Consider the following 16,023-nt stretch of genomic DNA (forward strand, 5'->3'; position numbering starts at 1 on the left):
GTCTGGCGGCGCGGCCGTGCCTTTCGGCCGGCGCAGTCGTATCCGTCCCCACCGGCGGCGCTGCCGTGCCTACCAAACGGTGTTGCTGTGTCCGGCTCGTGAACATTCGTCCGGAAGGCTTGCCTGAACCGATGATCCTATGTTTACATCGAACAAGGCCGATGCCTCATCCCCCGTCAGCCGCTCCCCCGCAACCGGATCCGCCGGTTCCCCATCACCCTGCTCAGGAGCTGCACATGCCTTCCTGGTCCGTCCTCCCCCGCCGCGCCCTCGCCGCGTTCGCCGCCGCCGCGCTCGCGCTGCTCGCCCTCCTCGCAGTCGACGCCGCACCCGCCGAGGCGGTCCGCCCGCCCGGGATCCCCTCGACCGCGACCGCCCAGTCCGAGCTCAACCAGCTCACCGTCGCCGCCGAGTCCCACGGCTCGACCTACGACCGCGACCTCTTCCCCCACTGGAAGTCCGTGTCCGGCACCGGAAGCTGCACCGCCCGCCAGTACATCCTCAAGCGGGACGGCCAGAACGTCGTCACCAGCGACGGCTGCCAGCCCACCTCCGGCAACTGGCAGTCGGACTTCGACAACACCTGGACCACCACGGTCTCCAACGCCACCATCGACCACGTCGTGGCCCTCTCCGAAGCCTGGGCCTCCGGCGCCTGGGCCTGGACCACCGCCGAGCGCCAAGCCTTCGCCAACGACATCAACTCCCCGCAGCTGTGGATCGCCACCACCTCCGCGAACTCCTCCAAGAGCGACTACGACCCCGCAGAGTGGATGCCCACGAACTCCTCGGTCCGCTGCGACTACGTCAAAGCCTGGACCCACGTCAAATACCTCTACGACCTCACCGTCGACTCGGCCGAGAAGTCCGCCATCCAGTCGCACCTGACGGCCTACTGCGGCTCCGGCGGCGGCACCCCGACCAACTGCAACGGGTCCAACACCACCGCCGGCACCATCACCGAGGGCGGCACGATCTCCCGCGCGATCGCGTTGAGCTGCACCGGCTCGGCCTCCTCGACCAGCTCCGTCACGGTGAGCATCACGCACCCGTACTACGGCGACATCCAGGTCCAGCTCCGCGCCCCCGACGGCACGGTCCGCACGATCCAGGCGTCGAGTTCGAGCACCGGCAACTTCGGCAGCCGCACCTACAGCGTCAACCTGTCGAGCGAGGCCAGGTCCGGCACCTGGACGCTGCTGGTCACCGACACCTACAGCGGCGGCTCGACCGGAACGTTCAACAACTGGTCCCTGAGCATCTAGCACTCCAGGCCGCCGCCCCGACTCGCCAAGGCCGACAACAGACCACATCCCCGCCGGTCCCCCAGGACTCGCGCAGAGGGCCGGGCGCACACGCGCCCGGCCCTCCACTGTATCCACCGCGGATGCAAGTATGTCCTATGTGGTCAAGCGTCGAGCCTCGCGCTCCAGTGGACGCGCTTGGGCTCCTCCTCGCTCTGGCCGTTCCACTGCGGGGTCTGCGTGAGGTAGAACAGGTACCCGAGCGCCGGCCCCACCACGACCGCCGCGATCCCCACCGCGACGAGCAGGCCCTGCATGGTCGCCGGGGCACCGGCCGCCTCGGCGATCGTCACCTGGTCGACCAGGACCCACGGGTACTGCCCGATCCCCCACCCGGCCATCACGGCCGCCACCGCGACCACGGCGGTCCCGCGCGCCGGGCCGAAGCGCCTGCGCCACAGGAGGACCAGCGTCGCGATCCCGCCGAGCCCCGACAGCGCCACGACCGGCGCCGCGCGGCCCATCAGGCCCTCCCACAGGGTAGGGGCGTCGTGCTCGATCGGGATGAGCCCGGCGAAGACGACCGCACCAGTGACCGCGCCGACCGCGAGCGACCGGCGCCGCATCCGCTCGGCGAGCGCCCGCTGACCGCGCCGGGCGGCGTCGGCGGTCAGGAACGTCCCGGCCAGGAACGCGCAGGTGCCCACCGAGATCGCCCCGGTGAACAGCGGCGTCGGCGCGATCCACGACGCCCACGCGTCGCCGTTCCCGCCCTCGGGGACGCGCCCCGAGGCCAGCGCCCCGGCGATCGTGCCGAGGAAGAACGGGGCGAGCACCGAGGAGGTCGCGAACACGACGCCGAACAGCCGTGCCTGCCACAGGGTCTCGCTGTACTTGCGGAAAGCGAAGCTCGCGCCGCGCAGCACGATCCCGACGAGCGCGAACACGAGCGGCACGTAGAGGGTGGTCATCGCGGCGGCGAACGACTCCGGGAACCCGGTCCACCACATGACGAGCACGTAGATGAGCCACACGTGGTTGGCTTCCCACACCGGCCCGATGCTCTGGTCGATGAGCGTGCGCACCTCGGCCCCACGGTGGCTGCCGCCCGCGGTGAGGTCGTGGAAGCCGGAGCCGAAGTCGGCCCCGCCGAGCACGGCGTAGCACAGGACGCCGGCGAAGAGCGCTGCGGCGACCGCGAACTCGACGGTCATCATCGTCCCGCCTCCTTGTCGCCGAAGACCGAATCACGGGTCTCGGTCTCAAGGCGCCCGGCATCGCCCGCCGGTACCGCCGACGCGTCGCGCTCGTCCGCGCAGTCCCGCAGCTCGCCGGGCCCCTCGGCCGCGAGGACCTGCGGCCCGTAGGGGCTGGGCAGGTCGGCCGCGCCCTTGCGCCAGCGCCGGGCCATCGACCGCAGCACCACGATCGCGCCGATCGTCATGCCGCCGTACAGGATCACCGATCCGCCGTAGACGAGCCACAGCACGCCCGTGTGGTCGGCCGCGGCCTCGTTGGTCCGCATGACGCCGTAGACGATCCAGGGCTGGCGCCCCACCTCGGTCGCGATCCATCCAGCCTCCATCGCGAGCACGGCGAGCGCGCCGGTCGCGGCCATGAACCGCAGGAACCACTTGTTGTCGAGCAGGTCGACCTTGCGCCGCCATCGCAGGTACCAGTACAGGAGCACGGTCCCCAGCAGCAGGAACCCGATCGCGATCATGGTCTGGAACGAGTAGTGCGTGAAGTTGACCGGGGGCCGGTCCTCCTCGGCGATCTGGTCGAGGCCGGGGACTGGTTCGGTGAAGGAGTTGAGCGACGCGACCGAGCTGAGGTACGGGATCTCGATGGCCCACTTGACCTCCCCGTCGATGTAGATCCCGCCGATGGTGAGCGGTGTGGCGCCGTCGGCGGTCTCGTCGGCGAACTCGAACGCGGCGAGCTTCGCGGGCTGCCGTTCGGCCAGGTCGTGGCCGAGGAAGTGCCCGGCGAGGGGCTGCGCCATCGCGGCGATCGTGGCGAACGCGAACGGGACGAGGAAGCCGAGCCGGTGGTGGCGGTCGCGCCGGCCCTTGAGCATCCCGACCGCGTAGACGGCGGCGATGGAGAACCCGGCGACCATGTACGCGGCGAGCCACATGTGCGCGAACGCGAGGAGCACGTGCTGGTTGAACAGGACCGCCCACGGTTCGATGTTCACGACTTCGCCGCCGACGATGTCGAACCCGGTGGGGGCGTTCATCCAGGCGTTGACGGCCAGGACGCAGTAGGTGCCGACGATGCCGGTGATCGCCATGGGCACCACCATGAGCAGGTGGAGCTTCTGCGGCATGCGCCCCCACCCGTACAGGTAGATGCCGAGGAAGATCGCTTCGAGGAAGAACGCGAGGCCCTCGAAGGCGAACGGGAGGCCGAGGACGTCGCCGAAGGTGCCCATGAGGCCGGGCCAGAGCATGCCCATCTCGAAGCTGAGGACGGTGCCGGAGACGGCGCCGATGGCGAAGAGCACGGCGGAGACCTTGCCCCACCGCTTGGCGAGGCCGAGCGCGACGGGGTCCTTCTTGCGGATGCCGCGCAGGTGCATGACGAAGATGATCGCGGGGAAGGCGACGCCGAAGCACGCGAGGATGATGTGCCATCCGAGCGACAGCGCCATCTGCTGCCGGGCGGGCATGAGGCCCGCCGGGTCGGCCGCCGCTTCGGCGGCCTGGGCGAGGAGCTGGGTTGCGTCCATGCCTTGAACATAGGGTCTCGAACGTCCGGATCCATGCTCTTGTGAATGCTTTCACAAGGGCCGGTCGACCCGTTCCGAACGTGTTCAAAAACGCCGGGGCCAGGTATTACACCCTCCGGGCTGCGGTTCCTGCCGCGCGGCTAGCGGGCGATCTCGCCAGCGCTCAAAACCGAAATAGGCACGGTCCGGGCCAGGTGAGGACCGGGCCGAGAGCGGGCCGGCGCGGGGCCGACCGCCGGGCCGGACCGTGAACTGTAGCCGATCCCGGGACCTCAGCCACCGGATCGCGGCCCGGGGGCCGGGCCTACCGCCGAGCGCGGCCCGAGGTCCCGGGCCGACCGCCGACCCCGGCCCGAAGTCCCGGTTCGGAGGGTTCACCCGGCCCGAAGCCCCGGGCCGGGCGAACGCCCGGCCCGGGAACCGTCGGGTTTCGGACCGCGTCGAGCTCTGGACGCCGACGCACTCCGGGAATCCTTCAGGCGTCGAGCCCGCCGGACTCCGGCATCCCCCGAGAACCGGACTCGATCAAGCCCCGAGATCGGCCGCGATCGCGATGAGTTCGACGAGCTCGTCGACCTCCGGGTACTCGGACTGCGCCGCGAGCTCTTCCGCGTCGGCGAGGAGGTCGGCGCAGGTGAACTCGGCGCTCCCCCGCAGGACCTCGGCGAAGGCCGCCGCGACGAGCGCGACGTTCGCGGTATGGCTCGGGAGAAGCGTGACGATGCTCCCGGCCGTCGCTTCCGCGGTCCCGGTCTCGCCCGTCTCCGGGTCGGTCCAGCGCACCGCGACCGAAGCGTACTCGCCCGATTCGCCGGTCGTGCTGATCGCGTACAGCGCGGTCACGCTGTGCCCCGGCCCGACCTCGCCCGCGTCGACCGAGTCGTCCTCGAACTCGTCGTCCTCCAGCGCCCGGTTCTCGAACCCGATGAGCCGGTAGTCCGCCACGGTCTCCGGATCGAACGTCACCTGGATCTTCGCGTCTTCGGCCGTCACCCCGAGCGTCGAGGTCAGCCGCTCGGAGAACACCTCCTCGGCCTCACCCGCCGACGCGAAGTACACGGCCCAGCCGTCGCCGTTGTCGGCCAGCTGCTCAAGCAGCTCCTGGTTGTACGAGTCGCCGACTCCCACGGTGAGGAGCGTGATCCCGTCGGCGATCTCGCCGCCGATCTCCTCCAGCATCGCGTCGTGCTCGGTGAGGCCCACGTTCGCCTCCCCGTCCGACAGCAGGATCACCCGGTTGTCCCGCTCGCTGTCGAAGGACTCGGCCGCGATCTCGTACCCGTCCTCAAGGCCCGCCTGCATGTTGGTGGAGCCGCGCGCCTCCAGGTCGTCGATCGCGCCGCCGATCTCCTCGCCGTCGCCGACCTCGGTCATCTCCAGCAGCACCTCGGAGTCGGTCTCGTACGTGACGATCGCGACCGCGTCGCTCGGCCGCAGTTCCCCGACCAGCATCTGGAGCGAGTCGCGGACGATGCCGATCCGGTCGTCGGCCTCCATCGAGCCGGACACGTCGATCACGAAGGTGAGGTTGACGTCGGCGCGCTCGCTGTCGGGCACCGTCCGCGTCTGGAGCCCCACGCGCAGCGCCAGCGAAGCGTCGCCCGAGCGGTACCACTCGGGCAGTTCGACCGTCTCGAGGTGGACGCCGAACCCGTTCCCCTCGGGCTCCGGATAGTCGTAGTCGAAGGAGTTCACGAACTCCTCGGGCCGCACCTGGTCCTGCGGCGGCAGCTCACCGTCCAGGAGGGACCGGCGCGCGAAGTCGTAGGAGGCCGTGTCGACGTCAACCGCGAACGTCGACTCCGGGTCCACGGCCGGGTCCACGGCTTCGTTGGGGGCGAACGTCTCGCCGCTCTCGGTGTCGGTGTAGCCGGGGTCCACCGAGCCCGGGGCGGACTCGGCCATGTCGCTGGCACCGGAGTCCCCTATGGGCCCGGAGCATGCGGTGAGCGCGGTCAGGGCGGTCATGGCGGCGGCGAGCGCCGCCGCGGGTATCGTGGCCTTCAACGGGCGTCTCATGGAGGGGTCCCTTCTTACTTGGCGGTAGCGGGGATTACCTCCATGAGACCGCCTGTCGCGCTCAGCGGTTCCCGATGTGCCCGAACTGTAATGGTTCGGTGAGCAATCAGGACCCGCGCGTGTCCGACCCGAGACCGGGGTGACGGAGCGGTCACGTGCAGGAGCGGTGCTTCCTCGGGGCGAATCGATCGCGGCGTCGGGCCCGCCGCTACGGTCCCCTTCTGGGCGGGGCGGGGGCTGGGGATGGCTCTCAGCTCTATCACCGGCGAGGGGGCGAGCGGACCTACAAGGTGCGCACCCGGCGCGTGAGGTCGATGCGGTCGCGCCAGTCCCCCGGGTCCTGCGAGTAGGAGACCTCGACCAGCGTCAGGCCGTGCGGCCCCACGACGTGCACATCGTTGGCCCGCTCACCGATCTGGAGGATCGCGGCGAGCCACGCCTCGTCCCTGCGGCCGTCGCCGACCGCCAGCGCGGCACCGACCAGGCTCCGGACCATCGAGTGGCAGAACGCGTCCGCGCGCACCGTGGCGACCGCCGTCCCGTCCTCGTCGCGGGCCCAGTCGTATTGCAGGAGTTCGCGAATGGTCGTCGCCCCCTCGCGCTGCTTACAGAAGCCCACGAAGTCGTGCTCGCCGAGCAGGCGCTGGCTCGCCGCGTGCATGCGCTCGACGTCGAGGGGCCGCGGCCACGCCAAGGTGTCCAGGCGCCGCAGCGGCGTCACCCCGTACACCGCGTCGGCGACCCGGTACCGGTACCGCCGCCACTGGGCCGCGAAGCGCGCGTTGAAGGACCGGTCCACCGCCTCGGCCGACACCACCCGCACATCGGGGGGCAGGATGCCGCGGAGGCGCCACAGCAGCTTCTCGCGCAGGTCCTCCCACTTCGCCGTCGGCACATCGACATGCGCGATCTGCCCGGTCGCGTGCACGCCCGCGTCGGTCCGGCCCGCGACCGTGAAGTCCGCGATGTCGCGGAACAGGAGCTCCAGCGCCCGGATCACCTCCGAGGCCACGGTCCGCAGCCCCGGTTGCAGGGCCCAGCCCGAGAACTCGGCGCCGTCGTAGGCGATGCCCAGGCGCAGGCGAGTCGTGTCCTCCACGCGAAGATCCTCCCAGGGAAACGAAACCGCGCGCAGAGCGAGTGCCCTGCGCGCGGTCTGCCTACCGTCCTAGTCGACGAGCTCGATGATCGCCATCGGCGCGTTGTCGCCCTTGCGGTACCCGGCCTTGATGATCCGGGTGTAGCCGCCCTCGCGGGTCGCGAAGCGGGGGGCGACCTGCTCGAACAGGTCGTGGGTGGCGTCCTTGTTGCGGAGCTTCGCCAGCGCCAGGCGGCGGTGGTGCAGCGTGCCCTTCTTGCCGTACGTGATGAGACGCTCGGCGTAGGGGCGCAGGCGGCGGGCCTTGGTCACCGTGGTGGTGATGCTGCCGTGCTCGAACAGGGAGGCCGCGAGGCCCGAGAGCATGAGCTTCTCGTGCGCCGGCGAACCGCCCAGACGCGGGCCCTTGGTGGGCTTGGGCATTTCTAACTCCTCTTGGATTGACGCGGCCGGCCGTCTTACGGAACCGACCGCCGTATTCACGCAGCTTCTAGAGCTGCTCGGTCTCGCGGAGGTCTTCGCCGTCGTCCTCGTACTCGTCGGACTCGGCGACCGGCGACCCGCCGTAGGCCACGGCGGCCTCGCTCGGGTCGAAGGTCCCGGGAGAGTCCTTCAGGCTCAGGCCCATGCCGGCGAGCTTCATCTTGACCTCGTCGATCGACTTCTGCCCGAAGTTGCGGATGTCGAGCAGGTCGGCCTCGGTGCGGTTGATGAGTTCGCCGACGGTGTTGACGCCCTCGCGCTTGAGGCAGTTGTAGGACCGGACGGTCATGTCCAGGTCCTCGATCGGCAGGGCCAGGTCCGCGGCGAGCTGCTGGTCGGCCGGGCTGGGCCCGACGTCGATGCCCTCGGCCTCGGTGTCGAGCTCGCGGTACAGGCCGAACAGTTCCACCAGCGTGGAGCCCGCCGACGCCAGCGCGGTGCGCGGCGTGGTGGACGGCTTGGACTCGACGTCGACGGTGAGCTTGTCGAAGTCGGTGCGCTGCTCGACACGCGTCGCGTCGACCGAGTAGGCGACCTTCAGCACGGGCGAGTAGATCGAGTCGACCGGGATGCGGCCGATCTCGTTCGTGTCGGCCTTGTTCTGCGGGGACGAGACGTAGCCTCGCCCGCGCTCCACCACGAACTCCATGTCGAGGCGGCCCTTCGAGTTCAGGGTCGCCAGCTTGAGCTCGGGGTTGTGGACCTGCACGCCCGCGGGGGGCTGGATGTCGCCGGCGAGGACGTCGCCGGGGCCTTCCTTGCGCAGGTACATGGTGGCCGGCTCGTCGTTCTCCGAGGAGACGCAGATCTGCTTGACGTTCAGCACCAGCTCCACGACGTCTTCCTTGACGCCGGGAATGGTGGAGAACTCGTGCAGGACGCCGTCGATCTTGATCGACGTGACCGCCGCGCCCGGGATGGACGACAGCAGGGTGCGCCGCAGCGAGTTGCCGAGCGTGTAGCCGAAACCGGGCTCCAGGGGTTCGATGGTGAACTTGGAGCGGGTCGGGCTGATCTGCTGCTCGGTGAGCGTGGGCCGCTGAGTGATAAGCACTGTGCGATGTTTCCTTTGTTCGGGGCGCCCGCTATTTGACGCCTAGACACTTGGATTCGGTGACGATCTCCGGTGAAGCGGTCGCGTGCTAGACGCGGCGGCGCTTCGGCGGGCGGCAGCCGTTGTGCGGCTGGGGCGTGACGTCGTTGATCGAGCCGACCTCGAGGCCGACGGCCTGGAGGGAGCGGATCGCGGTCTCGCGGCCCGAGCCCGGGCCCTTGACGTAGACGTCGACCTTGCGCATGCCGTTGTCCATCGCACGGCGGGCGGCGGCCTCGGCGGCCATCTGCGCGGCGTACGGGGTCGACTTGCGCGAGCCCTTGAAGCCCACCTGGCCCGAGGAGGCCCAGGAGATCACGGCACCGGTCGGGTCGGTGATCGACACGATGGTGTTGTTGAAGGTGCTCTTGATGTGGGCGTGCCCGTGGGGCACGTTCTTCTTCTTGGCGCGCGGGTTCTTGGAACCGCCGCGAGTCTTCGGTGGCATCAGATGGTCTCCTAACGTGCCTTCTTCTTGCCCGCGACGGTCTTCTTCGGACCCTTGCGAGTACGGGCGTTGGTCTTGGTCCGCTGACCGTGGACCGGAAGGCCGTAGCGGTGACGGAGACCCTGGTAGCAGTTGATCTCGATCTTGCGGCGGATGTCGGCCTGCACCTCGCGGCGCAGGTCGCCCTCGACCTGGAAGTGCTCTTCGATGTAGTTGCGGAGCAACACGAGCTCTTCGTCGGAGAGGTCCTTGACGCGCTTGTCGCGGTCGAGTTCGGTCGCGGCGATCGTCTCGAGCGAGCGCGTGCGGCCGATGCCGTAAATGTAGGTGAGTGCGATCTCCAGGCGCTTGTCGCGCGGGAGGTCCACTCCAACCAGGCGTGCCACTGAGGCGTACTCCTAGTGTTGTCGGAGGTCTGACCACTGCCTTCCCGCTGGGCTTGTACCCCTGCCCTGACGAGCGATGCGAGCCCCGGCCTCCGAGCCGGGGGTTGTGCTTGCGCACTGGCGGTGGTTTCCCCTGTTGGGGCCTTTCCTGCTGGCGTGTGTGCTGCTTAGCCCTGACGCTGCTTGTGACGCGGGTCGGAAGAGCAGATAATCATCACTCGTCCGTGCCTGCGGATCACGCGGCAGTTCTTGCAGATCACTTTGACGCTCGGCTTGACTTTCACGAGTCCTACTTCATGTAGTCGTCAGGTCAGCGGTAACGGTAGACAATCCGCCCGCGCGACAGGTCGTACGGCGAGAGCTCCACCACGACCCGGTCCTCAGGGAGGATTCGGATGTAGTTCTGTCGCATCTTGCCGCTGATGTGAGCGAGTACTTTGTGGCCGTTGGTGAGTTCCACCCGGAACATGGCGTTCGGGAGGGACTCGACAACTTTGCCTTCAATCTCGATGGCACCGTCTTTTTTCGGCATGTCCTCCGCTACCGTGACAACTCGGTCTGAAAACCCCGCACGTGTTCTGGTGCACGGGGCTACTGGCACGCCAGTCCGACGCAGATGCTTCGGGCGGGCGAAAGAACGGTACTGCGCTTCGCCAGGTGCGCCTGGGTGATAATTCACCACAAACGCGGGGCGACCCGACAAGGGACGCACTGCACCACTGAGCGAGTCTACTCGCGTCCCGAGACCGCCTACCAGGGGGTTGACCGTGACGGAGGGCACTCGGGCGGCGTCCGAGTGCCGTCGAGCGAGGCTCGACGGCACTCGGTGCACGCTCAGGCTTACTTGAGCAGCGCTCGCGGGTGCTGCCACTTCGAGCAGCACTCGCCTGTGCTGTTACTTCGAGTAGTACTCGACGACGAGCTGCTCGTCGCAGATCACGGGGATCTGCTTGCGCTCGGGCACCGACAGGAAGCGGGCGATCAGGCCCTCGAGGTGGGACTCGATGTAGGCCGGAGTCGTCTCGCCCGCCCACGCGCCGGCCGCGGCCAGCTGGAACGGGGTGGTCTCGCGGGACTTCTTGCGGACCTGGACGAAGTCGCCGGACTTCAGGCGGTAGGAGGCGATGTCGACCTTGCGGCCGTTCACCGTGAAGTGGCCGTGGTTGACGAACTGCCGGGCCTGGTAGATGGTCCGGGCGAAGCCGGCGCGGAGCACGAAGGCGTCCAGGCGGGATTCGAGCAGGCCGACCAGGACCTCGCCGGTCTTGCCGGGCTTGCGCACGGCCTCGGCGTAGGCGTTCCGCAGCTGGCGCTCAGAGATGTTGTACTGAGCGCGGAGACGCTGCTTCTCCACGAGCTGGTTCTTGTAGTCCGATTCCTTCTTGCGGCCGCGGCCGTGCTGCCCCGGAGGGTACGGACGGCGCTCCATGTACTTGGCGGCCTTCGGCGTCAGAGCGATGCCGAGGGATCGGGAAAGCTTGACTTTCGCCTTAGCTTGCAATGATCTCTCCAGTAATTCATGCGTAGCCTCGAACGACATACGAGGCAGATTGCGTCCCTGACCGGCAGAAACGCGTGAGTGTAGCGCGCTCAGGAATGCACCTAGGTGTTGCTAGGGCCTGGCGCGCACACGGTGATGCGGTCGCTCCGCGCCGCCGAGGCGGTACAGAGCTCGGGTCCAGGTTACGCGGCGTCCTTCCGGTCGCCCACCCGGGAGGCGGCGAGAGTGACCAGGCGCTCCACCAGGTCGCCGTAGGAGACCCCGGCGGCGGCGAACGCCTGCGGGACGCCGCTCATGGGCGTGAGGCCGGGCATGGTGTTGACCTCGTTGAGGTACACCGTGCCGTCGGGCGCGAGGAAGCAGTCGACGCGGGCGAGGTCGCGGCAGTCCAGGAGCCGGAAGACCTTCCGGGCCAGCGCCTGCGCGCGCTCGGCGACGCCCTCGGGGTAGTCCGGGTGCAGGTTGAACGGCTCGGGGTTGTCGAGGTACTTGGCGTCGAAGTCGAACCAGCCCTCCTCGCCCATGGCGAGGACTTCGAGCGGGAAGGTGATCTCCAGGTCGCCGTCGAGGGTCTCCAGGACCCCCATCTCGATCTCGCGGACGTCCTCGAACGAGGCTTCGAAGACGACCTTGTCGTCGACCTCGCGGGCCTTCTCGACCGCTTCGGCGAGTTCGGCGGCGGACTTGACCTTGCTGATGCCCAGGCTCGATCCGGCGCGGGCGGGCTTGACGAAGATCGGCAGGCCGAGCCGGTCGATGACCGCGTGGGCGTCCAACCGCTCGCCGGGCTTGAGGACGGCGAAGGCGCCCTGCGGGACGTTCTCGGCGGCGAGGAGGCGCTTGGAGAACTCCTTGTCCATCGACAGGGAGCTGGAGAGGACGCCCGAGCCGACGTACGGCAGGTCGGCCATCTCGAACAGGCCCTGGATGGTGCCGTCCTCGCCGTAGGGCCCGTGGAGGACCGGGAAGGCGATGTCGGCGATGGGCTGCGAGCCGGGGCCGAGGTCGACGGCGACCGCCTTGCCGGCCTCGGCGGTGACCTCGGGCAGCTTGTCGGCGGCTTCGATCGCGAAGTCGGCGTCCGAGGGCAGTTCGACCCATTCGCCGGTGCGCGTGATGCCGATGGCGGTCACGTCGAAGCCGCGCTCGCGCAGCGCCTTGGCGACGCCGGAGCCGGAGGCGCAGGACACGGGTTGCTCCACGCTGCGCCCGCCGAAGAAGACGGCGACGGTCGGTTTAGTCATTGTCAGACCTCAAACTGTCGATTTCCGGTTTGGTCTCGCGCCCCATGAGTTCGGCGACCGCGGCCCTGGGGTCGAGTCCCTCGTGGCAGACGCGCTCGACGGCGTCGCAGATCGGCATCTCGACGCCGACCTTGCGGGCGAGGTCGGTGATCGAGCGGCAGCTCTTGACGCCCTCGGCCGTCTGCTTGGTGACGCGGGCGGCCTCCTCCAGGGTTGCCCCGAGGCCGAGCTGCTCGCCGAAGGTGTGGTTGCGCGACAGCGGTGAGGAGCAGGTGGCGACGAGGTCGCCGAGGCCGGCGAGGCCGGCGAACGTGGCCGGGTCGGCGCCGAGGCGCACGCCGAGGCGGGTGGTCTCGGTGAGGCCGCGGGTGATGATCGTGGCCTTGGTGTTGTCGCCCATGCCCATGCCGGCGGCCATGCCGTAGGCGAGGGCGATGACGTTCTTGACGGCGCCGCCGAGTTCGCAGCCGACGACGTCGGTGTTCGTGTACGGGCGGAAGTAGCCGGTGGTGACGGCCTTCTGGATGTCGACGGCGCGGCCGTGGTCGATGCAGGCGACGACCGAGGCCGTGGGCTGCTGCTCGGCGATCTCGCGCGCGAGGTTCGGGCCCGACAGGACCGCGATGCGCGACTCGGCGGCGCCGGTGACCTCGGCGATGACCTCGGTCATGCGCTCGGTGGTGCCGAGTTCGATGCCCTTCATGAGGCTCAGGAGGGTCGAGTGCGGCTCCAGGTGCGGCGACCACGCGGCGAGGTTGCCGCGGAGGGTCTGGCTGGGGACGGAGAGCACGACGAGGTCGGCGCCCGCGAGGGCCTCGGCCGGGTCGGCGGTCGCCGAGACCAGGTGCGGCAGCTCGATGTCGGGGAAGTAGTCCGGGTTGCGGTGCTCGGCGTTGACGGCCGCGGCGACGGACTCGCGGCGGGCCCAGACGGTGACCGGGGTGCCGGCGTCGGCGAGGATCTTGGCGAAGACGGTCCCCCACGAACCGGCTCCCATGACGGCTGCTTTCACTCAGAAGACTCGCTTTCCTCGGGTCGCTGCTGCCGGGGGTCGAACAAGGGGGGCGCCTCCTGGCCGCGGACCTCGGCGAGGCCGGCGCGGAGGGCTTCCATGATGGCGTCGGAGACCTGCACGAGGTCGTCGCGGGTCGGTTCCTTTCCGAGCCACCGGGAGAGGTCGACGGGCGGGAAGGCCCGGACGGTGACCGGCTTGCGGCCGAGCTTGAACTTCGGGTCGCGCTTGCGGTCGTGGATGCCGAGGGCGCCCCACTGGACGATCGGGATTACGGGCGCACCGGATTCGAGGGCGAGGCGGGCGACGCCGGTCTTGCCGCGCATGGGCCAGCGGTCGGGCTCCTTGGTGACCGTGCCCTCGGGGGCCATGATGACGACGTGGCCCTCGGCGAGCTGCTGCTGGAGCACCCGGAGGGAGTCGGCGGCCTCGGCGCTGCCGCGCTTGACCGGGATCTGCCCGGAGCGCTTGAGGATCGCGCCGACCACGGGGACCTTGACGATCGACTCCTTGAGGAGGAACCGGGGGTGGCGGCCGGCGTTGTACACGTAGTGGACGACCATGAGCGGATCGATGTCGGAGTAGTGGTTCCAGACGAGGATCGCCGGGCCCTGGAGCGGGACGTGCTCCATGCCGGACCAGTCGCGGCGGCTGAGCCCGAGGGTCGCGCCCTTGACGATGTTGGCGTAGACCTGGACGTCGGCGGGGATTCGGTCGCCGCCGCGGCGGCGGAAGGTGTACTGCGCCTCAGACCTCGGCTCGGTCACCTGCTGGCTCGCTTTCTCGGGGGGCGCGGGCCGCATGGGCTCGGCCGGTGCCGTTGTGTACGGATCGTCAGTGCACTGCACTCTAACGCCCGCACCGGTGCGCTCGGGCGACGGGAAGCGCGGGGTGGGCTTTGACTCGTTGCGCGAGGGGTCCGGCTCACGCGGCGTGAACCCGCAGGTACGCGGCGCGGTGGGCGCGCCTGCTGCGGGAACGGCGGGGTTGCGCCGGATCGGTTATGATGTCATCATAGAGTCAAAGTGACATCTAGCTTGCCGACCGAACCCAGTCGGCTCGAACACGACTCGACTCGGAGTGAGTGACATGAACTGGCGTCTCTTCGGCTGGCTCGCGGCCCTGTTCGGCGGTGCCATCATCGCGATCTGGCTCGTGGCGTCCCTGATCGGCTTCATCTTCGGCGCCCTCGGGTTCCTCATCAAGGCCGCGATCGTCGTCGGCATCATCGGCGTCATCGGCTGGTTCGGCTACAAGGGCTACAAGGCCATCGGCGGCTCGGAGCGGCGCCAGATCCGGAAGTAGTTCCGGTCCAGAGGTACAGCCGGAAGTAGTTCCGGTCTAGAAACACAGCCGGAAGTAGTTCCGGTCGAGAAACACAGCCGAAAGCAGCGGTCCCGCCCCTGGCCTTCAGTCGCCCGAGTAGTCCATGCTGAAGCCATGCAGGGCACCGTTTCGCACTTCAACGAGGACGCCTCCGGCGAGGCCGTCCTCGACAGCGGCCGCCGCGTCGGTTTCGACGCGGCGGCCTTCGCCGTCTCCGGGCTGCGGTTCCTGCGCCCGGGGCAGCGCGTTTCGCTCGAAACCGACCAGGACGGGACAGTTGTCGCCGTTCGCATCCCGACCATGCCGCCGGGACCGGCGTAGCCCGCCGGTCCTTCGCGGGCGCCGGGTCCTCCGCTCGTGTGGCGAGCTTCCCGCGTGTGGGTGAGTCCCAGTACCGTAAGAGGCGTGAGCGGTACGCAGAGGCGGGTGGCCGCCGCCGGCGGCCTGTTGTGGCGCAACGGCGAGCGCGGTCTGGTCGAGGTGGTCGCGGTGTGGCGGCCGAGGGTGGGGAACTGGTCGCTGCCGAAAGGCAAGCTGGACCCGGGCGAGCACCCGCTCGCGGCGGCGTGCCGCGAGGTGGAGGAGGAGACCGGGATCCCGGTCATCCCGCAGCTGTGGCTGTGCCGCGCCTCGTACGTGCTCCCCAATCCCGAAGGCGACGTGCTCAAGTGGGTCGACTACTGGTCGATGCGCACCGAGAAGCCCGACGCCGTGTTCACCGCCGACGACGAGATCGGCGAGCGCCGCTGGCTGACCCTCGCCGAGGCCCGCGACGCGCTCACGCGTCCGCGGGACCAGGAGGTGCTCAAGGCGTTCGCGGCGCTGCCCGCGGTGACCTCCACGGTGCTCCTGGTGGCCCCGGCCGAGGTCGAGCAGGACTGGGACGGGCCCATGGTGGCGCGGCCGCTGAGCCTGCGCGGGCAGGACCAGGCGGTGCGCCTGGCGGCGCTGGCGTCGCTGTACCAGCCGGACCGGGCGTTCACGGCCACCGGGCGCGCGAGCGTGCAGACCGTGGAGCCGATCGCGCAGGCGGTGCGCTGCACGCTCTCCGGGGACTCGGTCTTCGACACCGAAGCGCACGAACGCAATCCCGAGCGCTCCAGCGCGCGCGTACGCGAGCTCGCGGGCGGCGGGGGTGCCGCGATCGTCTGCGCCGAGCCGGAGGTCGTGTGCGACACCGTGGCGATCCTCGCCGACGAGGACGGCGTCGAGGCCCCGGACGTGTCGACGCGCCCGGGCGAGGCGTGGGTGCTGTCGATGTCGGGCCAGAAGCTCGTGGGGATCGAGCGGCTCTAGGGCCTCTCCGGGGCCGCCGCAGGCGGCATGGCGCGGTGGCGACTCGTTTCCGTTCGGCCTCATCCGACGCGAACACCGCCTCGGGCCGGTGCGGCCCGGGCGGGGGTCGGTCCTTAGCCGTCGGTGGAGCCGGGCGGC

17 protein-coding genes and 1 pseudogene are annotated in these 16,023 nt (G+C 69.6%); 4 read left to right on the forward strand and 14 right to left on the reverse strand.

Translation table 11 applies throughout. The annotated features are described in order from the left end of the window. The first annotated feature begins 236 nt into the window (after positions 1 to 236). Positions 237 to 1,265 (forward strand): proprotein convertase P-domain-containing protein, encoded by a 1,029-nt coding sequence (locus BLS99_RS26380; RefSeq protein WP_176953440.1) that lies wholly within the window; start codon positions 237 to 239, stop codon positions 1,263 to 1,265. A gap of 143 nt (positions 1,266 to 1,408) precedes the next feature. On the opposite strand, the gene BLS99_RS19365 is transcribed toward BLS99_RS26380, so the two are convergent. The 14 genes and pseudogenes from BLS99_RS19365 to BLS99_RS19430 form a co-directional block, all read right to left on the reverse strand. Continuing rightward, positions 1,409 to 2,458, reverse strand: coding sequence for a cytochrome d ubiquinol oxidase subunit II (locus BLS99_RS19365; RefSeq protein WP_091053353.1), 1,050 nt, complete (start codon positions 2,456 to 2,458; stop codon positions 1,409 to 1,411). Beyond that, positions 2,458 to 3,978: a cytochrome ubiquinol oxidase subunit I gene (locus BLS99_RS19370; protein WP_218126726.1), complete on the reverse strand. Its 1,521-nt coding sequence runs from the start codon at positions 3,976 to 3,978 to the stop codon at positions 2,458 to 2,460. Before BLS99_RS19370 ends, BLS99_RS19365 begins: the two co-directional genes overlap by 1 nt. A gap of 525 nt (positions 3,979 to 4,503) precedes the next feature. Next, positions 4,504 to 5,997, reverse strand: a complete 1,494-nt coding sequence (locus BLS99_RS19375) for a vWA domain-containing protein (RefSeq protein WP_091053354.1) — start codon at positions 5,995 to 5,997, stop codon at positions 4,504 to 4,506. A 283-nt stretch (positions 5,998 to 6,280) separates the two neighbouring features. Beyond that, a complete protein-coding gene (truA, locus tag BLS99_RS19380; RefSeq protein WP_091053355.1) occupies positions 6,281 to 7,096 on the reverse strand; it encodes a tRNA pseudouridine(38-40) synthase TruA in 816 nt (271 codons plus the stop codon). Between the two features lie 75 nt (positions 7,097 to 7,171). Next, positions 7,172 to 7,519 (reverse strand): annotated as a pseudogene (rplQ, locus tag BLS99_RS19385) (50S ribosomal protein L17); the annotation flags it as partial. A 67-nt stretch (positions 7,520 to 7,586) separates the two neighbouring features. Further along, positions 7,587 to 8,633 (reverse strand): DNA-directed RNA polymerase subunit alpha, encoded by a 1,047-nt coding sequence (locus BLS99_RS19390; protein WP_091053357.1) that lies wholly within the window; start codon positions 8,631 to 8,633, stop codon positions 7,587 to 7,589. Between the two features lie 88 nt (positions 8,634 to 8,721). After that, complete coding sequence (gene rpsK / locus BLS99_RS19395; protein WP_091053358.1) at positions 8,722 to 9,120, reverse strand: 30S ribosomal protein S11; 399 nt, start codon at positions 9,118 to 9,120, stop codon at positions 8,722 to 8,724. Positions 9,121 to 9,131: 11 nt separating this feature from the next. Then, entirely contained in the window at positions 9,132 to 9,506 is a 375-nt protein-coding gene (gene rpsM, locus BLS99_RS19400) for a 30S ribosomal protein S13 (protein WP_091053359.1), read from the reverse strand. Between the two features lie 167 nt (positions 9,507 to 9,673). After that, complete coding sequence (gene rpmJ / locus BLS99_RS19405) at positions 9,674 to 9,790, reverse strand: 50S ribosomal protein L36 (RefSeq protein WP_091053360.1); 117 nt, start codon at positions 9,788 to 9,790, stop codon at positions 9,674 to 9,676. A gap of 26 nt (positions 9,791 to 9,816) precedes the next feature. Continuing rightward, entirely contained in the window at positions 9,817 to 10,038 is a 222-nt protein-coding gene (infA, locus tag BLS99_RS19410) for a translation initiation factor IF-1 (RefSeq protein ID WP_026929479.1), read from the reverse strand. 363 nt (positions 10,039 to 10,401) lie between these two features. Then, the gene (gene rpsD / locus BLS99_RS19415) at positions 10,402 to 11,046 is read right to left on the reverse strand and encodes a 30S ribosomal protein S4 (protein WP_091053361.1); all 645 of its coding nucleotides are present in this window, start codon (positions 11,044 to 11,046) and stop codon (positions 10,402 to 10,404) included. 143 nt (positions 11,047 to 11,189) lie between these two features. Further along, positions 11,190 to 12,251, reverse strand: coding sequence for a D-alanine--D-alanine ligase family protein (locus tag BLS99_RS19420; RefSeq protein ID WP_091053362.1), 1,062 nt, complete (start codon positions 12,249 to 12,251; stop codon positions 11,190 to 11,192). Then, positions 12,244 to 13,248, reverse strand: a complete 1,005-nt coding sequence (locus tag BLS99_RS19425) for an NAD(P)H-dependent glycerol-3-phosphate dehydrogenase (protein ID WP_091053363.1) — start codon at positions 13,246 to 13,248, stop codon at positions 12,244 to 12,246. The genes BLS99_RS19420 and BLS99_RS19425 overlap by 8 nt, the downstream gene beginning before the upstream one ends. Positions 13,249 to 13,259: 11 nt before the next feature. Then, entirely contained in the window at positions 13,260 to 14,030 is a 771-nt protein-coding gene (locus BLS99_RS19430; RefSeq protein WP_218126727.1) for a lysophospholipid acyltransferase family protein, read from the reverse strand. A gap of 322 nt (positions 14,031 to 14,352) precedes the next feature. Between BLS99_RS19430 and BLS99_RS19435 the strand changes: the two genes are divergently transcribed. The 3 genes from BLS99_RS19435 (at position 14,353) to BLS99_RS19445 (ending at position 15,885) form a co-directional block, all read left to right on the forward strand. Further along, positions 14,353 to 14,568, forward strand: coding sequence for a hypothetical protein (locus tag BLS99_RS19435; RefSeq protein ID WP_091053365.1), 216 nt, complete (start codon positions 14,353 to 14,355; stop codon positions 14,566 to 14,568). 135 nt (positions 14,569 to 14,703) lie between these two features. After that, positions 14,704 to 14,910 carry a hypothetical protein gene (locus BLS99_RS19440; protein ID WP_091053366.1) on the forward strand — a complete coding sequence of 69 codons (207 nt, stop codon included), beginning with the start codon at positions 14,704 to 14,706 and terminating at the stop codon, positions 14,908 to 14,910. An 84-nt stretch (positions 14,911 to 14,994) separates the two neighbouring features. Further along, entirely contained in the window at positions 14,995 to 15,885 is an 891-nt protein-coding gene (locus BLS99_RS19445; protein WP_176953441.1) for an NUDIX hydrolase, read from the forward strand. The last annotated feature ends 138 nt before the right edge of the window (positions 15,886 to 16,023 follow it).

It is taken from the genome of Glycomyces sambucus (genome assembly GCF_900102815.1).
GTDB classification, from domain to species: Bacteria; Actinomycetota; Actinomycetes; order Mycobacteriales; family Micromonosporaceae; genus Glycomyces; species Glycomyces sambucus.

What these genes read in the sequence shown, in the direction of transcription:
- rpsD (WP_091053361.1), bottom strand. Translation starts at nt 11,046, where the DNA reads ATGTCGTTCGAGGCTACGCATGAATTACTGGAGAGATCATTGCAAGCT.
- rpsK (WP_091053358.1), bottom strand. Translation starts at nt 9,120, where the DNA reads ATGCCACCGAAGACTCGCGGCGGTTCCAAGAACCCGCGCGCCAAGAAG.
- BLS99_RS19370 (WP_218126726.1), bottom strand. Translation starts at nt 3,978, where the DNA reads ATGGACGCAACCCAGCTCCTCGCCCAGGCCGCCGAAGCGGCGGCCGAC.
- BLS99_RS26380 (WP_176953440.1), top strand. Translation starts at nt 237, where the DNA reads ATGCCTTCCTGGTCCGTCCTCCCCCGCCGCGCCCTCGCCGCGTTCGCC.
- BLS99_RS19420 (WP_091053362.1), bottom strand. Translation starts at nt 12,251, where the DNA reads ATGACTAAACCGACCGTCGCCGTCTTCTTCGGCGGGCGCAGCGTGGAG.
- BLS99_RS19375 (WP_091053354.1), bottom strand. Translation starts at nt 5,997, where the DNA reads ATGAGACGCCCGTTGAAGGCCACGATACCCGCGGCGGCGCTCGCCGCC.
- infA (WP_026929479.1), bottom strand. Translation starts at nt 10,038, where the DNA reads ATGCCGAAAAAAGACGGTGCCATCGAGATTGAAGGCAAAGTTGTCGAG.
- BLS99_RS19365 (WP_091053353.1), bottom strand. Translation starts at nt 2,458, where the DNA reads ATGACCGTCGAGTTCGCGGTCGCCGCAGCGCTCTTCGCCGGCGTCCTG.
- BLS99_RS19435 (WP_091053365.1), top strand. Translation starts at nt 14,353, where the DNA reads ATGAACTGGCGTCTCTTCGGCTGGCTCGCGGCCCTGTTCGGCGGTGCC.
- BLS99_RS19440 (WP_091053366.1), top strand. Translation starts at nt 14,704, where the DNA reads ATGCAGGGCACCGTTTCGCACTTCAACGAGGACGCCTCCGGCGAGGCC.
- BLS99_RS19425 (WP_091053363.1), bottom strand. Translation starts at nt 13,248, where the DNA reads ATGGGAGCCGGTTCGTGGGGGACCGTCTTCGCCAAGATCCTCGCCGAC.